This window comes from Mycetocola sp. JXN-3, from assembly GCF_014522285.1.
Classification (GTDB): Bacteria; Actinomycetota; Actinomycetes; order Actinomycetales; family Microbacteriaceae; genus Mycetocola; species Mycetocola saprophilus.
In genome coordinates this window covers 2710864-2728850 of record NZ_CP041635.1, presented here as the reverse complement: position 1 = coordinate 2728850, position 17987 = coordinate 2710864, and the positions used below count along the sequence as shown (strand labels likewise).

Genomic DNA, 17987 nt, shown 5'->3' with positions numbered 1-17987 from the left:
CTAAGCGCGAAAAACGACCCCGACCAGACCCGAGAGATGAGTGATCCTGCCATGAGTGCGAATGCAAATGCGACCAACCAGACCCTGGAAATGGCCGTCGGCGACCTCGCCGGTATCCGCATCGCCACGGATCTGGGCCTGGATCGAATCGAGCTGTGCGCCGGGCTGGAGCTCGGCGGGCTCTCGCCCTCGGACGGTCTCGTGGAGACCGCCCTCGAACTGGCACACACCGCGGTTACCCCCGCTCAGGTGCACGTGCTGGTGCGGCCCCGCTCCGGTGGATTCGACTTCACCGAGGATGAGGTGGCCGTGATGGTGGCCGAGGTGCGCTCCTATGCGCGCCGCGGCGTGGACGGGGTGGTGATCGGTGCGCTGCGCGACGGCGAGCTGGACCGGGACACCCTCGATCGGCTGATCGAGGCGGCGGACGGGGTCTTTGTGACCCTGCACCGTGCCTTCGACTATGTCCGTGATCAGGCGCGCACCCTGGAGTCCCTGCGGGGCTCGGGGATCGGGCGCATCCTCACCTCGGGTGGGGAAAGCAGCGTGGGGGATGCCCTCCCGCGGCTGCGGGAGCTGGTGCCATTGGCCGGGGACATCACCCTGATGGCCGGTGGCGGGCTCAGCCCCGAAAACTGCGAGGCCGTGGCGGCGACCGGGGTGGGTGCCCTGCACTTCTCGGCACGCTCGGCGAAGCCCGCCGAGGCCGGGGTTTCCCTGGGCTCGGCGACCGGATCCGGACCCGGCATGGTGTGGGCAACCGACCGTGCCCGGGCCGAAACCTTTGTGCGCCTTCTGCGCACCCGGGACTAACCCTCAGGCGTAGTTATCCGAACGTAACCTGCTCCGACTATCGGAGGGGGCTTAATTCGTGTAACAGTTTACTTACGCCAATTTTCGAAGCAACTTTTGAGTAAATTTGGCAATGCCAAAACAAGGAGGTTTGATGCGTACATTATCGACCCGTCGCTGGGTGGCCACCGTGGCCGCCGCGGCCGCGGCAACACTGATCCTCGCCGGTTGTGCCGGCGGTGCCGACAATGGCGGCGACAGCGGGGCCTCGAACAAGGACAACGTGACCTACGCCCTGCCCGCGGGTACCGGCCCCAACTGGCTGCTGCCGATGTCCCCGCCGGACAAGATGGCCACCCACAACAAGGCCCTGAAGTCCACCATGTGGGTTCCGCTGTTCGAATACGACGGCACCGGCGGCGCGATGGACTGGGACAAGAAGGCCTCGGCCGCCAAGTCCTACGAGTTCTCGCCCGACGGTACCTCGGTCAAGATCACCCTGAATGACCTCGACTGGAGCGACGGCAAGCCCGTCACCTCCCGCGACGTGGAGTTCTGGTACAACCTGGCCCGCTACAACAACACCAAGATCGGTGGCTACTCCAAGGGCAACATGCCCGATAACGTCACGAAGTTCGAGATCAATGACGACAAGAACTTCACCCTGACCTTCGACAAGGTGTACAACCAGGACTTCCTGCTGGCCAACCAGCTGACCCTGATCTACCCGATGCCTCAGCACGTCTGGGACAAGTCGGCCGACGGCGAAGCCGTGGGCGACCTGGATCGCGACGAGGCCGGGGCCCAGAAGGTCCTCGACTACCTGTTCAAGCAGGCCGAGGACATGTCCACCTACGCCACCAACCCGCTGTGGAAGACCGTCTCGGGCCCCTACACCGTGGCCAAGTGGACCGATGCCGGCCAGGTTGAGCTGACCGCCAACGAGAAGTACACCGGCGTGGACAAGGCCAAGATCAAGAACGTGACCTTCATGCCCTTCACCTCGGCCGACGCCGAGATGAACGTGGTGCGCTCGGGAGATCTGGACTACGGCTACATCACCTCGGCTCAGCTGAGCTCCAAGGCCCAGTTCGAGAACCTCGGCTACAAGATTGACCCCTGGAAGGGCTGGTCGATCACCTACATGCCGTACAACTTCGCCAACCCCACCATGGGCCCGGTCTACAAGCAGCTCTACGTGCGTCAGGCTCTGCAGCACGCGATCGACCAGAAGTCGATCTCGGATGTCATCTGGAAGGGTGCCGCGACCCCGGGTTACGGCCCGATCCCGCAGGACCCCGCGACCGACTACCTCTCCGACGAGCAGAAGAACAACCCGTACCCGTTCGATCTCAAGGCCTCGGAGAAGCTCTTCACCGACCACGGCTGGAAGAAGAACGCCCAGGGTGTCCTCACCTGTGAAAACGCCGGTTCCGGCGCCGACCAGTGTGGTGACGGAATCGCCGCCGGCCAGGCCATGAACATCGTGGTCACCACCCAGAACGGCTCGCAGGAGACCGACAACATGATGGCTGAGATTAAGTCCTCGCTGCAGAAGGTTGGCGTGAACATGACCATCGACGCGATCCCGCTGGACTCGGTGCTCACCGAGGCTCAGAGCTGCAAGACCGGTGGCGACTGCAAGTGGGAGCTGGTCTTCTTCGGCACCGCCGGGAGCTGGTACTTCTCCGCCTACCCCAACGGTGAGCGCGTGTTCGCCAAGGACACCAAGTGGAACGCCGGTCAGTACGACAACCCCGAGGCCGAGCAGCTGATCACCGATCTGACCTTCTCGACCGACAAGGACATCGCCAAGAAGTACTCGGCGCTGCTGGCTAAGGACCTGCCCGTGATGTGGATGCCGAACCCGGTATACCAGGTCTCGGTCATCAAGAAGGGCCTGGACATCGGCGGACAGCAGGACCCGGGAGCCTCGTTCTACCCGCAGCGTTGGTCCTGGAAGTAATCGGATAACACCCCTCTAACGGAAGCACCATGAGCACACTGACAAAAACCAAGCGACCACGGGGAAACATCGGTACGTTCCTCGCGCGACGGATATTCCAATCCGTGATCGTGATTCTGATCGTCACGCTCATCGTGTTTTCACTGTTACACCTGGCGCTGCCCCAGGGCCCCGCACTCGGGGTCCTGGGTATGCAGGCCACACAGGAGCAGATCGACGCCTTCAATCACAAAAACGGCTTCGATCTGCCCCTGTGGCAGCAGTACCTGAACTTCCTGTGGCAGTTGCTGCACGGGGATCTCGGGGCCTCGTTCACCCTGAATAAGCCGGTATCGGTGGCGATCGGTCAGCGCCTGCCCAAGACCATGGCCCTCGCCCTGATCGGCATGATCGTCGCGCTGATCGTGGCCATCCCGATGGGGATCTACCAGGCCACCCGCCGCGGCAAGATCGGCGATGTGGCCCTCACCGCGTGGAACTTTGTGATCTACTCCACGCCCTCCTTCTTCCTGGGTCTGATCCTGGTGATCGTGTTCAGCCAGTGGCTGCGCTGGTTCCCCGCCCAGGCCCCGCAGGGCTCGACCGTGGGCGAGGTGCTCGCCAACCCGGCGGGACTCGTGCTGCCGGTGCTGACCATGGCGCTGGGTATCATCGCGACCTTCTCGCGCTACATGCGCTCGGCCACGATCGACAACCTCTCCGAGGACTACGTCCGCACCGCCCGCGCCAAGGGAACCTCGGTCACCGTGGTGGTGACCCGGCACGTGGTCCGCAACTCGCTGACCCCGGTCATCGCGATGCTCGGCTACTACCTGCCGGTGATGTTCGGTGGCATGATCGTGGTCGAATCCCTCTTCAACTATCCGGGAATGGGCCTGCTGTTCTGGACCGCCGCCCAGACCTCGGACTACCCCGTGCTGCTGGGTTGTGTGCTGATCATCGCGATCGCCACCGTGGTGGGCTCGCTGCTCGCCGACCTCATCCAGGCACTGCTTGACCCACGAACCAGAGGGGAACTCGCATGAGCGACGTCACCGCAACCCCGGCCGCGACCCCCGCGCCGCAGCCGCGCACCGCGAAGCCCGGACGCCGGGCCCTCGCCCGCTTCACCTCAAACCGATTGGCCGTCTTCGGGCTGATCGTCCTGGTGCTGTTCCTGATCTTCTGCTTCCTCGGGCCGTTGTTCTACCAGACCGATCAGGTGCACACGAACCTCTCCGAGGCCTCGCTGCGTCCCGGTGAGCGGGGCCACCTGCTCGGCACCGATGACGTGGGATATGACGTGCTGGGCCGGCTGATGATCGCCGGTCAGACCTCGATCATCATCGGTCTGGCCGCCGGTGTGCTGGCCACCCTGATCGGCTCCTTCTGGGGTGCCATCGCCGGATACGTCGGCGGCTGGGTCGACTCGGTCATGATGCGGATCGTGGACGCCGGTATCGCGATCCCCGCGACCTTCCTGCTGCTGATCATCTCGACCATCGCCCGGCCGAGTGTCCCGCTGATGATCCTGGTCATCGGCCTGGTTTCCTGGCTGGTACCCGCCCGTCTGGTGCGGGCCGAGTCGATCTCGCTGAAGTCCCGCGAGTATGTGCTCGCGATCCGCGCGATGGGTGGCACCCACTCCCGCGCGATCACACGCCACATCATCCCCAACTCGGTGGGCACCATCATCGTCAACGCGACCTTCCAGGTGGCCGACGCGATCCTGCTGGTTGCCTACATCTCCTTCCTGGGCATGGGTGTGCAAAAGCCCGCGACCGACTGGGGTGCGATGCTCACCAGCGGTATCTCCTACACCTACGGCGGCGCCTGGTGGCTGATCCTGCCCGCCGGATTCTGCATCGTCCTGGTTGTGGTTGCGTTCAACTGCATCGGTGACGGCCTGCGCGACTACTTCGACGTGAAGGGACGACTCAAGTGAGTTCCGAAACCACCTCCGCACGCGAGCCCGTGCTGGAAATCACCGACCTCACCGTCGACTTCCACACCGATAACGGTGTGATCCCCGCGGTCAAGGGCATCTCGCTGAACCTCTATCCGGGCGAGGTGCTGGCCCTGGTGGGCGAGTCGGGCTCGGGCAAGTCGGTCACCTCGATGGCCGTGCTGCGCCTGCTGCCCGGCACCTCCAAGGTGGGCGGCACCATCCGCTTCGCCGGCAACGACCTGGCCACGCTCAGCGAGGCCAAGATGAACGGGGTGCGCGGGAAGGACATCGCGATGGTGTTCCAGGAGCCGATGACGGCCCTGAACCCCACCATGCGCATCGGCGAGCAGATCACCGAGGTACTGCTGAACCACGACATGTGCCCCAAGGATCAGGCGTGGGAGCGCGCGGTTGAGCTGCTGGGCCGGGTCGGTATTCCCGAGCCCGAGCGCCGCGCCAAGGGCTTCCCGCATGAGCTTTCGGGTGGACAGCGCCAGCGCGTGGTCATCGCGATCGCGCTGGCCTGCAACCCGCGCATCATCATCGCCGACGAGCCCACGACCGCGCTGGACGTGACCGTTCAGGCCGAGATTCTCGACCTGATTCGCGGACTGGCCGCCGAGTCCAACACCGCGTTCCTGCTGGTCACCCACAACATGGGTGTGGTGGCGGACGTCGCCGACCGGGTCGCCGTGATGTTCCGCGGAAATCTGGTCGAGGAGGGCCCGGCCGAGCGCGTGCTGCTGGCCCCCGAGGCCGACTACTCGCGTCGCCTGCTGGATGCCGTGCCCAAGCTGCCCGAGGCTGCCTGGAGCGAGATCGCCGGGATTGCCGAGGGAGTCCCGGGCCAGGTCATTCAGATTGATGGCGTGGTCAGCGAGCCCGCCGTGGACGGTGCGACGCCGGGCCCAGGATCCGAAGCCGCGCTCGGCCAGACGTCCGTGCGCCACGACGGCGCAACGCCGGTAACCGAGGCCGAGTTTGCCCGCCAGGACGGGTCCGAGGCGGCCCTGGAACTGGTGGATACCACCGTGCAGTACACCCGCAAGGGTTCCACCTTCACCGCGCTGGACGCCGTGAGCCTGACCATCGCCCGCGGCGAGATCGTCGGTCTGGTGGGGGAGTCGGGTTCGGGCAAGTCGACCCTGGGTCGCGCGGCCCTGGGACTTGCCCCGCTGGCCGGCGGACACGTCAACATCTTCGGGCAGCCGGTCCGCGACCGCGCGCTGCTCAACCGCCGCGAGCGTGCGGCCCGCGCCCGGGTGGGGGTGATCTTCCAGGATCCGGGTTCCTCATTGGATCCGCGGATGACCATCGCCGACTGCATCGCCGAACCCCTCGTGGTGCACGGCTGGCAGGGCAAGCGCGCCTCCTCGGCGCTTCGCCGCAAGCGTGTGGCCGAGCTGCTGGATGCGGTCGAGCTGCCCAAGGACTTCGCTGACCGCTATCCGCATGAGCTCTCCGGTGGACAGCGGCAGCGGGTGGGGCTGGCGCGTTCGATCGCGCTTGAGCCGGGACTGATCATCGCCGATGAGCCGACCTCGGCCCTGGACGTTTCGGTCCAGGCGAGCGTGCTCGCGGTGCTGCGTGAACTGCAGGAGCGCTACGGTTTTGCGTGCCTGTTCATCAGCCACGACCTCGCGGTGGTGCACGATATCGCGCACCGCGTGGCGGTGATGTATCGCGGCGGCATCGTTGAGGAGGGCCTGAGCTCCGACGTTCTGGTCCGGCCGCAGCACGAGTACAGCAAGCGTCTGCTGGCCTCGGCGCCCTCGCCGGACCCGGTCGAACAGGCGCGTCGCCGCGCGGCCCGCGCGATTCTCGCCGAGAGCGTCGCGTGAGCGCTGCCGTAGCCGCCTCGGGGGAAAACGTGGTTGCGGGTGTCGACATTGGCGGCACCTCCACCCTGGTGGTTTTTGTAGATGAGCACGGCCGCGTGGTCGCCGAGCGTGGCGGGGCTACCCCCGCGCTGGTGAGCGGCGAGGCGATGGTGCAGCTCGCGGTGGACCTGATTGCCGAGCTGAGCGCCGAGACCGGGTTGTCCCCGGTGTCGGTGGGCATCGGTGCGGCCGGGGTTGTAGATCCTCAGACCCGACGTATCGTGGCGGCCAGCGCCTCGTTTGTGGGCTGGGCCGGCTACAGCGTGGGCGCGCACCTGGACCGCGAGCTGGGCATCCCCAACTCGCTGGTCAACGACGTGAACGCGTTCCTGCTGGGCGAGCTGTCCTTTGGGGTCGCCCGCGGGCTGGATAACGTGGCCGGGATCACCCTGGGTACCGGCGTGGGTGGCGCGATCTACCTCGACGGGGCGCTCTGGGAGGGACCCGAGGGGGCCGCCGGTGAGCTGGGGCACAGTCCGAGCTACGTGGTGCCCGGGCACGGCGAGGAGCCGTGCACCTGCGGGCAGTCGGCGCACCTGGAGTCGATCGCCTCGGGACGCTCGATCGAGCGCCGCTACCGAGCCCGGGCCGGCCAGAGCGCCGCGGATCTGCCAGTGGGCGACGGTGCGGCCCTGGCCGCCCGTGCCCGCGCGGGGGATGGTGCGGCGGCCAACGTGTTTGCCGAGGCCGGGCTGATGATCGGCCAGACCGCGGTCACCCTGGCGGCCACCCTCGACCTCGGTCACCTCGTTGTGGGTGGCGGGGTGAGCGGTGCCTGGGACCTGATCGAACCGGGCATCCGCACCTACCTCGCCGAGCACCCGCCGGTCAGCGGCCGCACCCTGGTGATCAGCCGCGCCGAGCTGGGCTCACACGCGGTCGCGCTGGGGGCCGCCAGCAGCGCCCGCGCCCTCGTGGCCGTGCCCGTCGCCGGCTAGCTCACCTCTCTCCACACACGGAACGCGCCGGACCCGATGCGGGGTCCGGCGCGTTCTACTATGTGGTGGTTAGGGGGCGGAGGGAGGCACCGGATCGACCGCGTCTCGGTCCACCCGGTCGATTCGTTCTCGTTCGCGGTCTCGGCGGTCGATGAGCGCCTGATCCCGTTTTCTGATGCGCGGGTACAGCGCCAGGAATCCCCAGGCGAGCACCAGACCGATCGGAATGCCCGGGACGCCGTTACCGGTCAGCCACAGCGAGACCAGGGTGCTCGAGAGCATGATGAGCGCGTACACCACGGTCGGCAGGACGGGACTGCGGAAACCGAGGAGCCCGCCGAGCCCGGTGAGAAAACCAGCGGTGATCGAACCCGGAGGGCGCGAAGGTGCCGGGGCCGTGGACGGCACAGGGGCCTCGGGCGGTGCATCGATCGAGCGCCAGCTAGTTTCCCTCATGACTCATCCCTCCGCTCCCGGCGGCGGGACCGCGCACGCAGCCCTGCACGTAGCCGTTGATGAACGTGACCTTCGCCGAACCGGTGAAGTTGGCGGTACAGTCCGATATGAGCTGGCCGATGAAAAAATCGGCCGTGGAGCGCAGGCCAAACAGGGCCGAGATGGCCTTGGACGGCCAGCCGGGGATCCATCCCACCACCAGGCCGATGGCTCCCGCATAGCCGCCGGAATTTGCATACTCATCGGAGAGCTGACGGGCGGCACAGGCGTTCAGCGTGACGATCTGGTAGAACGCATCCGGGGTCGCCCAGACGTCGCTGCCCGTGCCGCGGGCGGTACAGCCCACGGCGGCGACTGCCGGTTCCGACGCCGTCAGCGGGACCGCGGCGACCAGCGAGAACCCCAGGGAGAGGCACAGGAGCAACGCCAGCAGGCGGGATCGTGGACGCCGACCTCGGCCCGGTGACATGCCACGTCCGGGCGGGGTTTCGAGCGTCGAGACGGGACGGAGAGAAGGGAGCTGAATGGTCATGAGAGAATCCCCCGATTCCTAGTAAGTGACCGTTGAGGGCACGCTACGCTCATGAATCGATGCCATACAAGTATTGCTTCTGGATGTGCGGCAACCGCACAGGAAGGAGGATGTCGCCGTCCGCTCGGAAACAGCCAAATGGCGGATGCCGCCGGATCCTGTCTCGAAAAGGTATGCCCCCGGACTCCGCCGAATACGGCCCGACGTCGGGCTAGCGCTCGGCTCGAACCCGTGCCGCCCAGTCGCCGAGCAGGGCCGCGGTGAGCTCCGGCCGGTCGAGGTGGACGTTGTGGCCCGCGGCGTCCAGGGCGACAAAGGTCGCGCGGGGATAGTGGTCGAGGGTTGCCCAGGTGTCCCGGTAGCCCACCACGTTGTCCTGCCGGGCGGTGAGGAACAGCGCCGGCCGCGTCCAGGGCTCGGGGGAGGCAGCCTCGGGCTCGATCGGCAGGGTGTAGCGGGCGGCGATCCGGCCCAGGCCGATCGGATCGGCCGAGGCGAGGCCCGGCTGCACGTGCTCGAGGAATGCGCGGACATTTTCGGGACTCTGCACCACCGCCAGCTCGGCGTAGGCGGAAGCCGCATCCCCGGCGAGGGCGAGAGCCTCGGGATCGTGACGGAGAACCATGGGTTCGGGCACGTCGCGCGCCTCATGCCGGGAGACCACCACGCCCACCACCGTGGCCAAGCCGATCACCCGATCTCGGAAGCGGTGCGCGAGGGCGCGGGCGAGCATCCCGCCCAGGGAGTAGCCCAGCAGTGCAAAGGGCTCCGAACCGACAAGCGCGGTGATCTCGGCGGCCACGGCGTCCACCATGTCCGCGGTGCTGCGCACCTCGCCCACCGGGGTGCCGGCGGTGCCGGGCAGATCCAGGTAGAGGCGACGCCATCCGCCCGCCCGCTCAAATACCGCGTCCAACGGCAGCAGGCTGCGGTGATCCACCCCGAATCCGTGCAGCAGAATCAGCGGGGTGCCCGCGCCACGTTCGATCACATGCATGCGCCCAGCCTAGCCGCGGGCACCGACGCGCCCCGACGCAGGGCGCAACACAAACGGCCCGCCGGAAACCGACGGGCCGTGAGTGTGCGCGAGCCTACTGCTCGAGTGCGCGGGTGATGATCGCCGTCTGCTCGGCGGCGTGACGCTTGGCCGACCCGGTGGCGGGGGAGGCCGAGGCGCGACGCGAGATCACGCGAACGCGACGCTCGGGCAGCAGCTTGCGGGTCTCCAGGGCGATGAACGGCCACGCACCCTGGTTCTCCGGCTCATCCTGCACCCAGACCAGCTCGGCGTTGGGGTAGCGCTCGGCGACCGCGGTCAGCTCGTGGCCGGGCAGCGGATAGTACTGCTCCAGGCGAACCAGGGCGATCTTCTCGTCCGGGTTCTTGGCCAGCTCGGCGGCCAGGTCCCAGTGGATCTTGCCGGCGTGCAGCAGGACCCGGGTGACGGCGGCGGGATCGGTGATCCGGGCGTCGTCAATAACCGGCTCGAACTTGCCCGAGGTGAAGTCGCCGATCTCGCTGGTCGCTCCGCGCAGGCGCAGCATGGCCTTCGGGGTGAAGACCACCAGCGGACGACGCGGACGTGCGTAGGCCTGACGGCGCAGCAGGTGGAAGTAGCTGGCCGGGGTCGACGGACGGGCCACGGTCATGTTGTTCTCGGCGGCGAGCTGCAGGAAGCGCTCGATCCGGGCGGAGGAGTGATCCGGGCCCTGACCCTCGAAACCGTGCGGCAGCAGCAGCACAACGCTCGAGCGCTGTCCCCACTTCTGCTCGGCCGAGGAGATGAACTCGTCGATGATGGTCTGCGCACCGTTGGCGAAGTCACCAAACTGTGCCTCCCACAGCACCAGGGCGTCGGGACGCTCGACCGAGTACCCGTACTCGAAGCCCATGACCGCGTACTCGCTCAGCAGCGAGTCGTAGATCCAGAATCGAGCCTGCGACTCGGAGAGGTTCGCCAGCGGCAGCCACTCCTGGCCGCTCACCCGGTCGTGCAGGACCGCGTGACGCTGCACGAAGGTGCCGCGGCGGCTGTCCTGACCACTCATGCGCACCGGGGTGCCCTCCATGAGCAGCGAACCCAGGGCGAGCAGCTCGCCGAAGCCCCAGTCCACGCTGCCGTTGCGGCTCATGTCCAGGCGCTTCTGCAGCAGCTGCTGCAGCTTGGGGTGCACGGTGAAGCCCTCGGGCTTGTTGTTGAACGCGTCGCCGATCTGGTGGACCAGCGCCTCGCTGACACCGGTCGAGGCGGGCTCGCCGGTGTAGCCGTCGTCCTCACCCTCGGCGGCAGGCAGCACCAGCACGTTGGAGGAGGTCTGCGCCGCATGGGTCTCCATGAAGGCGCGTTCCAGGCGGTCCTGGAAGTCGCGGTGGGCGGCCTCGTACTCCTCCTGGGTGATGTCCCCACGGCCAACCAGGCCCTCGGTGTAGAGCTTGCGGACGCTGCGCTTGGCCTCGATCAGGTTGTACATCAGCGGCTGGGTCATCGAGGGGTCATCACCCTCGTTGTGACCGCGACGACGGTAGCAGATCAGGTCGATCACGACGTCCTTGTGGAACTTCTGACGGAACTCGAAGGCGAGCTCGGCCACCCGAACCACGGCCTCGGGGTCATCCCCGTTGACGTGCCAGATCGGTGCCTGGATGGTCTTGGCCACGTCGCTCGAGTAGGTCGAGGTGCGTCCCTCGCCCGGCGTCGTGGTGAAGCCCACCTGGTTGTTGACGATGACGTGGATGGTTCCACCGGTGCGGTATCCGCGCAGCTGGGACATCTGCATGGTCTCCAGGACCACACCCTGTCCGGCCATCGCCGCATCTCCGTGCACCAGGATCGGCAGCGTGGTAAACGTGCCGATGGGCTGACGGTCCTGCTTGGCGCGCACGATGCCCTCCAGGACACCGTTGACGGCCTCGAGGTGCGAGGGGTTCGCGGCCAGGTAAACCGGCAGCTGCTCCCCGCCGGCACCGTGGAAGGTGCCCTCGGTGCCCAGGTGGTACTTCACGTCTCCGGAACCGGAGATGTTCTCGTTGGTGCGTCCCTCAAACTCGCGGAAAATCTGACCGTAGGTCTTGCCGGCGATGTTGGTGAGGACGTTCAGGCGTCCGCGGTGGGCCATACCGATGGCCGCGCCGTCGAGGTTTGCCTCGGCCGCACCCTGCAGGATGGCATCGAGCAGCGGAATAACCGACTCGCCACCCTCGAGGCTGAAGCGCTTCTGACCCACGTACTTGGTCTGCAGGAAGGTCTCGAAGGCCTCGGCCTCGTTGAGCTTGCCGAGGATGCGCAGCTGCTCATCGCGCGTCGGCTTGGCGTAGGGACGCTCGACCTTGTCCTGCATCCACTGACGCTGGGCCGGATCCTGGATGTGCATGTACTCCAGGCCGATGGTGCGGCAGTAGGAGTCGCGCAGGATGCCCAGGATGTCGCGCAGCTTGGCGGTCTGGGTGCCGCCGAGGCCGCCGGTGACAAACTCGCGGTCCAGGTCCCAGAAGGTGAGGCCGTGGCTGGAGATGTCGAGGTCGGGGTGGCGACGCTGGACGTATTCCAGCGGATCCACATCGGCCATCAGGTGACCGCGCACGCGGAAGGCGTTGACGAGTTCCTGGACCCGGGAGGTCTTGTTCAGGAAGCCGCTGACATCCACCGAGATATCCGGTGCCCAGTGAATGGGGTCATAGGGGATGCGCAGGGCGGCGAAGATGTCCTCGTAGAAGTTACGCTGACCGAGCAGCAGCTCGTGCACGCGCTTGAGGAACTCACCCGAACCCGCACCCTGGATGACGCGGTGGTCATAGGTGGAGGTCAGGGTGATGGTCTTGCCGATGCCCAGGTCCACCAGCGTCTTGGGGCTGGAACCCTGGAACTCGGCCGGGTAGTCCAGCGCACCGGCACCGATGATGCAGCCCTGGCCCGACATCAGGCGCGGCACCGAGTGCACGGTTCCGATGCCGCCGGGGTTGGTCAGCGAGATGGTGGTGCCGGCATAGTCGGCCATGGTGAGCTTGTTATTGCGTCCGCGCTTGATGAGGTCTTCATACGCGGAGAGATACTCGCTGAAGCTCATCGTGTCGGCGGCCTTGATCGAGGGCACCACGAGCGAGCGGGTTCCATCGGGCTTGGGCACGTCGATCGCGATACCGAGGTTGATGTGCGCCGGGGCCACCACGCTCGGCTTGCCGTCGATCTCGGCGTAGTAGACGTTCTGGCTCGGGGTCTCCTTGATCGCCTGGATCAGCGCCCAGCCGATCAGGTGGGTGAAGGACACCTTGCCACCGCGGGCGCGGGCCAGGTGGTTGTTGATGACGATGCGGTTGTCGATCATCAGCTTCGCCGGAATGGTGCGCACGCTGGTGGCGGTGGGGACCGCTACCGATGCGTCCATGTTCTTGGCGAGGGTCTTGGCCAGACCCTTGAGCGGGGTGACCACATCCTCCGCGGGCTCCGCCGCGGGGGCCGCGGCATCGGCGTCGGGCTTCTTTGCCGGACGCGGGGCCTGTGCGGGGATCGGGTTCGCATTGGGCTGATGCGCGGTGGTGCGTGCCACCGGCTGCGCGCCGGTGGCGGGGGCCGGGGGCGCCGGCTGCGCGGCGGTCGGCTCGGCCGATGCCGCGGGGGTCGATGTTGCCGGGGCCGATGTCGCGGGGACTCCACCGCCGATCGCCCCGGTCTGCCCGGCCTGTTGGCTCGTGTGGAAGGCCTCAAGCGTGGGCCACCACGACTCATCCACCGAGTTCTTATCCGCTAAAAATTTCTCGTAAAGCTCTTCGACCAACCACTCGTTGGCCCCGAACTCTCCGGACGAACCGTCCCCGGCTCCGACTCCGGTCAACTGGCTTGACACCGCCAGACCACCACTCTCTCCGTGACATTTGCGAACTCAGCGACGTAGGTTGCGACGCTGCATATCTACTGCACAAGCCTAGACCTTTTTTTAGGTTCCAGGAATGTTCGGGCCCGGTGAGGTGTGAAATCCGTCGCCGGTCTTGTCACGCAGACATTTTGTGGACTTTCTGATGCGGCTTTCGACGCGGTTTGTTATGCTATTTGGCACAATGGATGACCCTCCTCGATCTCTCATGCCCGGCCACCTTCGACATAGACACGCCCTCACGGCGGTGATCTAAATGTCGGAATGGGTGCTGCTGGGCATCGGTTTGTTGCTGACGGTAGGTACCGGATTCTTCGTTGCCTCCGAATTCGCCCTGGTGAACCTCGATCGTTCCGATCTTGAGGCCCGGCGCGACCGTGGTGAGCAAAAGCTCACCCGCACGATTGGCGCCCTGCGCCATACCTCTACACACCTCTCCAGCGCGCAGCTGGGCATCACGCTCACCACGCTGCTCGCGGGTTACACCCTGGAGCCCGGAATCTCGCGGCTGCTCGCCGATCCCTTTATTAGTTGGGGCGTGAGCGAGGACGCGATCGGGCCAATCTCGAGCGTGGTGGCCATCGTGATCGCCACCCTGATCTCGATGGTGATCGGCGAACTGGTACCCAAGAACTTCGCCCTCGCGTTGCCGCTGGCAACCGCGAAGGTCGTGGTACCGTTCCAGACCGCCTTCACCGCAATCTTTCGACCCGCTGTACAAGTCCTGAACGGAAGCGCCAACGGCGTGTTGCGCTCGGTGGGCATCGAGCCCAAGGAGGAACTCTCCGGGGCCCGAACCGCCGAGGAACTCTCCAGCCTGCTGCGCCGCTCGGCGGGGGCGGGAACCCTGGAGGAGGACACCGCGACGCTGCTGGATCGCACCCTGCGTTTCTCGGCTCACGACGCCTCGGATGTGATGACCCCGCGCCTGCGCGTGGTCGCCGCATCCCGCACCGATCCCGCCCAGGCGGTTCTGGACCTCGCCCGCGAGACCGGATTCTCCCGCTTCCCGGTGATCGACACCGATATCGATGACATCGTCGGGATCGTGCATCTCAAGCACGCGGTGGGCGTGCCGCGCGAGCGTCGCGCGGACGTTCCTGTGTCGGCCCTGCAGGTCGACGTGCTGCGTGTCCCCGAGACGATGCCCCTGGACTTCCTACTGGGCGAACTGCGCGGCCGTGGCCTGCAGATGGCCGTGGTGGTGGACGAGTACGGCGGAACGGCCGGCGTCGCGACCCTGGAAGACCTGGTCGAGGAAATCGTCGGCGAGGTATCGGACGAACACGACCGCACCAGCGCGGGCGTGGTGAACTCGGTGGAGGGCGTGCTCTTCCCGGGCAGCCTGCGCCCCGACGAGCTGCGCGAGCGCACCGGCATTCTGGTGCCCGAAGAGGGACCCTATGAGACCGTCGCCGGTTACCTGATGGCGATGCTGGGACGCGTCCCGGCGATCGGCGACGAGTACGCCGCCGAGCACGGCACCTTCCGGGTCGAGCGGATGGACGGACACCGGATCGACCGGATCCGCTTCCGCAGCACCGAGCGCCTGGCATCCGATGCCGCCGCCACGAGCGAGGCCGACACACCGACCCCCGCGGTCTCCGACGCCGAAAACAGCGCCCCGCGCACCGGCGTCACGCTGATCCCGGAGGCCATCACCCGCCCGAATGAGGACCCGAAGAATAAGGAGGTGCAGCGATGAGCGACTGGGCCGGAATCGCCTGGCTGTTTGTGCTGCTGCTGGGCAACGCCTTCTTCGTGGGTGCCGAGTTTGCGGTGATCTCCGCACGCCGCTCGCAGATCGAGCCGCTGGCCGAAAAGGGCAAGCGCAGCGCGATCACCGCGCTCTGGGCGATGGAACACGCGACCCTGATGCTGGCCACCAGCCAGCTGGGTATCACCGTGTGTTCGCTGCTGATCCTGAACGTATCCGAGCCGGCGATCCACCACCTGCTGGGGTATCCGCTGGCGCTGACCGGGCTGCCCGATGGCGTGGTGAGCACGATCGCGTTCATCATCACCCTGCTGCTGGTGTCCTACCTGCACGTGGTGTTTGGTGAGATGGTTCCCAAGAACCTCTCCTTCTCGGTGCCCGATCGCGCGGTGCTGATCCTGGCCCCGCCGCTGGTGTTTATCGCCCGCGTGTTCAAGCCGATCATCTGGGGTTTGAACTGGTTCGCGAACCTGGTTCTGCACGCGATGCGGGTGGTGCCCAAGAACGAGGCCAACTCGACCTTCACCCTGGACGAGGTCGCCACGATCGTGTCCCAGTCCACCCGCGAGGGTGTGCTGACCGATAACTCGGGCGCGCTGACTGCGGCGTTTGAGTTCACCGGTAAGAAGGTATCCGATGTGGCGATCCCCACCGCCGAGCTGGTGACCCTGCCCGCGGGCGTGACCACCTCGCAGCTGGAGCGGGCGGTGGCCAAGAAGGGCTTCTCGCGCTACGTGATCACCGGGTCGGGTGAGGGGGAGGAACACGACCTCCTCGGCTACCTGCACCTCAAGGACGTGCTGCGCTTTGACACCGGTGGCGATGAGGACTCCCCGGATCAGCCGATTCCGCTGCGTCGGATCCGCCGGTTGATCTCGCTGCCCGAAACCGAGGACCTGGAGGACGCCCTGGCGACGATGCGTCGCTCGGGTTCGCACCTGGCCCGCGCGATCGACACCGAGGGGCAGACCACCGGTGTGCTCTTCCTCGAGGACATCATCGAGGAGCTGGTGGGTGAGGTGCACGACGCCACCCGCCGCGATAACTAATCCACAGAGATGAACGACGTCCCCGCCGAGAACACTCGGCGGGGACGTCGTTTTGTGCTGCGCACCGTGGCGGTGTGGCGCCGGACTCGCGGGGCGAAACCCGACGTGCCTCGGTGACGGAGCCGCGGGCTAGTGGGACCGGTAGGGGGCTCGTCCATACGGGCCCGGGACGTAGTCGATCTCGGCACCCAGGACGTGCGCCGCCCGCAGCGGGAAGTGCGGATCGCGCAGCGCCTCGCGGCCGATCAGGATCGCATCGGCCTGGGCTTCGGTCAGCGTCTCGGCCACCTGCTCGGGCGTGGTGAACAGGCCCACCGCGGCGACCGGGATGCCGGTTGCCGCCCGCAGGCTCGCGGCGAAGGGCACCTGGTAGCCCGGGGCCACCGGGATGTGCTGGTGAGCCACCAGCCCGCCGGTCGAGACATCCAGCAGGTCGGCCCCGGCCGCCTCGGCGCGGCGACCGATGTCGGTGATGAGTTCCTCGGTGAGCCCGCCCTCGGCCCAGTCGGTGGCCGACAGGCGCACAAAGATCGGCAGGTCGCCGACCCGGGTGCGCACCTCGCGGATCACCAGCTCCAGCAGCTTGGCCCGGTTCTCCGGGCTGCCCCCAAACGAGTCGGTGCGGGTGTTGGACAACGGGGAGAGGAACGAGTGCAGCAGGTAGCCGTGGGCCGCGTGAATCTCGATCACCTTGAAGCCGGCATCCACCGCGCGCCGCGCAGCGGCCCCGAAGTCACGCACGACCCCGGCGATATCGGCGGTGGTCATCTCGCGCGGGGTGTTAAAGCCCTCAAACGCGATCGCCGACGGGGCGATGGTGGCCCAGCCGCCCTCGGACTCCGGCACGCTTCCGGTCTGATCCGTGCCCCAGGGACGATAGACCGAGGCCTTGCGTCCGGCGTGAGCCAGCTGGATACCCGGCAGCGCCCCCTGCGAGGTAATAAACGCGGTGATCGGTGCCCAGGCGGCGGCCTGCTGATCGTTCCAGATGCCGGTGTCCTGCGGGGAGATGCGTCCCTCGGGGGAGACCGCGGTGGCCTCGGCCAGCACGATGCCAGCTCCGCCGATCGCGAGCTGTCCCAGGTGGACGGCATGCCAGGCGGTGGGTACACCGTCCTGACGTTCCACCGCATACTGACACATCGGGGCGATCCAGATGCGGTTGCGAGCGGTGACTGAGCCCAGGGTCAGCGGGCTAAAGGGTGATGACATGGAAACCTTTTGACTGGCCGGTGCTAGGCGAGTTCGGTCAGGAACGCGCGCAGGCTGCCGGGGGAGGTGTACACGTGCCCGGTGATGCCGAGCTCGCGTGCGGCGGAGATGTTCTCCTCCTTGTTATCGATAAACACCATCCGGTCGGCGTCGATTCCCAGCAGGTTCAGTGTGTGAACATAGATGTCGTGATTGGGCTTGATCATGTCGATTTCGCCGCTGACAACAAACTCATCGAAGTAGCCCGCGAGCGGACCGTGACGGAAGTAGCCACCGAAATCGGCCCCGGCGTTGGAGAGCAGTGCGAGGCGGGTGCCGCCCTCGGAGAGTTCGCGGATGATCGCAAACACCTCGGGATCCACCGAGAGCCAGCTGCGGAAGTCGCTGATCCAGATCTCCTGAATTCGGGCGTCGTCCCAGTGGGTGCCCAGCTCGTCGGCGATGAGTCGCCAGTACTCCAGAACGCTGATGGTGCCCTGATCCAGCGGTGCGCGGTGCTTCCAATACGGCGGCAGTAGGGTTTCGGCATCCACGCCGGTCAGCTCGACGGTGCGGGCGAAATCCTCGGCGTTCTGGGGGAGCGAGATGACATCCCCGTAGTCAAAGACGACGGTGCGGGGGTTCAGGTTGAGGCTCATGGGTGTCCCTTC

General features: G+C 66.6%; 14 protein-coding genes. 8 read left to right on the top strand and 6 right to left on the bottom strand.

The annotated features are described in order from the left end of the window. Window positions 1-36: 36 nt before the first annotated feature. The 6 genes from C7C57_RS12360 (at window position 37) to C7C57_RS12335 (ending at window position 7503) form a co-directional block, all read left to right on the top strand. Window positions 37-813, top strand: a complete 777-nt coding sequence (locus tag C7C57_RS12360; protein WP_223144751.1) for a copper homeostasis protein CutC — start codon at window positions 37-39, stop codon at window positions 811-813. A 133-nt stretch (window positions 814-946) separates the two neighbouring features. Continuing rightward, the gene (locus C7C57_RS12355; protein ID WP_187976662.1) at window positions 947-2758 is read left to right on the top strand and encodes a peptide ABC transporter substrate-binding protein; all 1812 of its coding nucleotides are present in this window, start codon (window positions 947-949) and stop codon (window positions 2756-2758) included. A 29-nt stretch (window positions 2759-2787) separates the two neighbouring features. After that, window positions 2788-3783, top strand: a complete 996-nt coding sequence (locus C7C57_RS12350) for an ABC transporter permease (RefSeq protein WP_051701935.1) — start codon at window positions 2788-2790, stop codon at window positions 3781-3783. Then, entirely contained in the window at window positions 3780-4682 is a 903-nt protein-coding gene (locus C7C57_RS12345; RefSeq protein WP_121689186.1) for an ABC transporter permease, read from the top strand. Before C7C57_RS12350 ends, C7C57_RS12345 begins: the two co-directional genes overlap by 4 nt. Then, window positions 4679-6526, top strand: a complete 1848-nt coding sequence (locus C7C57_RS12340; RefSeq protein WP_187976661.1) for an ABC transporter ATP-binding protein — start codon at window positions 4679-4681, stop codon at window positions 6524-6526. Before C7C57_RS12345 ends, C7C57_RS12340 begins: the two co-directional genes overlap by 4 nt. After that, a complete protein-coding gene (locus C7C57_RS12335) occupies window positions 6523-7503 on the top strand; it encodes an ROK family protein (protein WP_223144750.1) in 981 nt (326 codons plus the stop codon). The genes C7C57_RS12340 and C7C57_RS12335 overlap by 4 nt, the downstream gene beginning before the upstream one ends. Window positions 7504-7572: 69 nt before the next feature. Here the strand turns inward: C7C57_RS12335 and C7C57_RS12330 are convergent, their stop codons facing one another. The 4 genes from C7C57_RS12330 to C7C57_RS12315 all read right to left on the bottom strand — a co-directional run bounded on the left by C7C57_RS12330 (window position 7573) and on the right by C7C57_RS12315 (window position 13332). Next, entirely contained in the window at window positions 7573-7959 is a 387-nt protein-coding gene (locus C7C57_RS12330) for a hypothetical protein (protein WP_187976660.1), read from the bottom strand. Continuing rightward, window positions 7946-8491: a hypothetical protein gene (locus tag C7C57_RS12325; RefSeq protein ID WP_187976659.1), complete on the bottom strand. Its 546-nt coding sequence runs from the start codon at window positions 8489-8491 to the stop codon at window positions 7946-7948. Before C7C57_RS12325 ends, C7C57_RS12330 begins: the two co-directional genes overlap by 14 nt. A gap of 211 nt (window positions 8492-8702) precedes the next feature. Next, entirely contained in the window at window positions 8703-9488 is a 786-nt protein-coding gene (locus tag C7C57_RS12320) for an alpha/beta fold hydrolase (protein WP_187976658.1), read from the bottom strand. Window positions 9489-9582: 94 nt separating this feature from the next. Next, complete coding sequence (locus C7C57_RS12315) at window positions 9583-13332, bottom strand: multifunctional oxoglutarate decarboxylase/oxoglutarate dehydrogenase thiamine pyrophosphate-binding subunit/dihydrolipoyllysine-residue succinyltransferase subunit (RefSeq protein ID WP_187976657.1); 3750 nt, start codon at window positions 13330-13332, stop codon at window positions 9583-9585. A gap of 283 nt (window positions 13333-13615) precedes the next feature. Between C7C57_RS12315 and C7C57_RS12310 the strand changes: the two genes are divergently transcribed. Next, complete coding sequence (locus C7C57_RS12310) at window positions 13616-15064, top strand: hemolysin family protein (protein WP_187976656.1); 1449 nt, start codon at window positions 13616-13618, stop codon at window positions 15062-15064. After that, on the top strand, window positions 15061-16125 hold the full coding sequence (locus tag C7C57_RS12305; protein WP_187976655.1) for a hemolysin family protein: 1065 nt from the start codon (window positions 15061-15063) through the stop codon (window positions 16123-16125). Before C7C57_RS12310 ends, C7C57_RS12305 begins: the two co-directional genes overlap by 4 nt. Before the next feature lie 129 nt (window positions 16126-16254). On the opposite strand, the gene C7C57_RS12300 is transcribed toward C7C57_RS12305, so the two are convergent. Both C7C57_RS12300 and C7C57_RS12295 read right to left on the bottom strand, forming a co-directional pair. Further along, entirely contained in the window at window positions 16255-17337 is a 1083-nt protein-coding gene (locus C7C57_RS12300) for an NADH:flavin oxidoreductase/NADH oxidase (RefSeq protein ID WP_187976654.1), read from the bottom strand. A 23-nt stretch (window positions 17338-17360) separates the two neighbouring features. Continuing rightward, window positions 17361-17975 (bottom strand): HAD family phosphatase, encoded by a 615-nt coding sequence (locus C7C57_RS12295; RefSeq protein ID WP_187976653.1) that lies wholly within the window; start codon window positions 17973-17975, stop codon window positions 17361-17363. Window positions 17976-17987 lie beyond the last annotated feature (12 nt).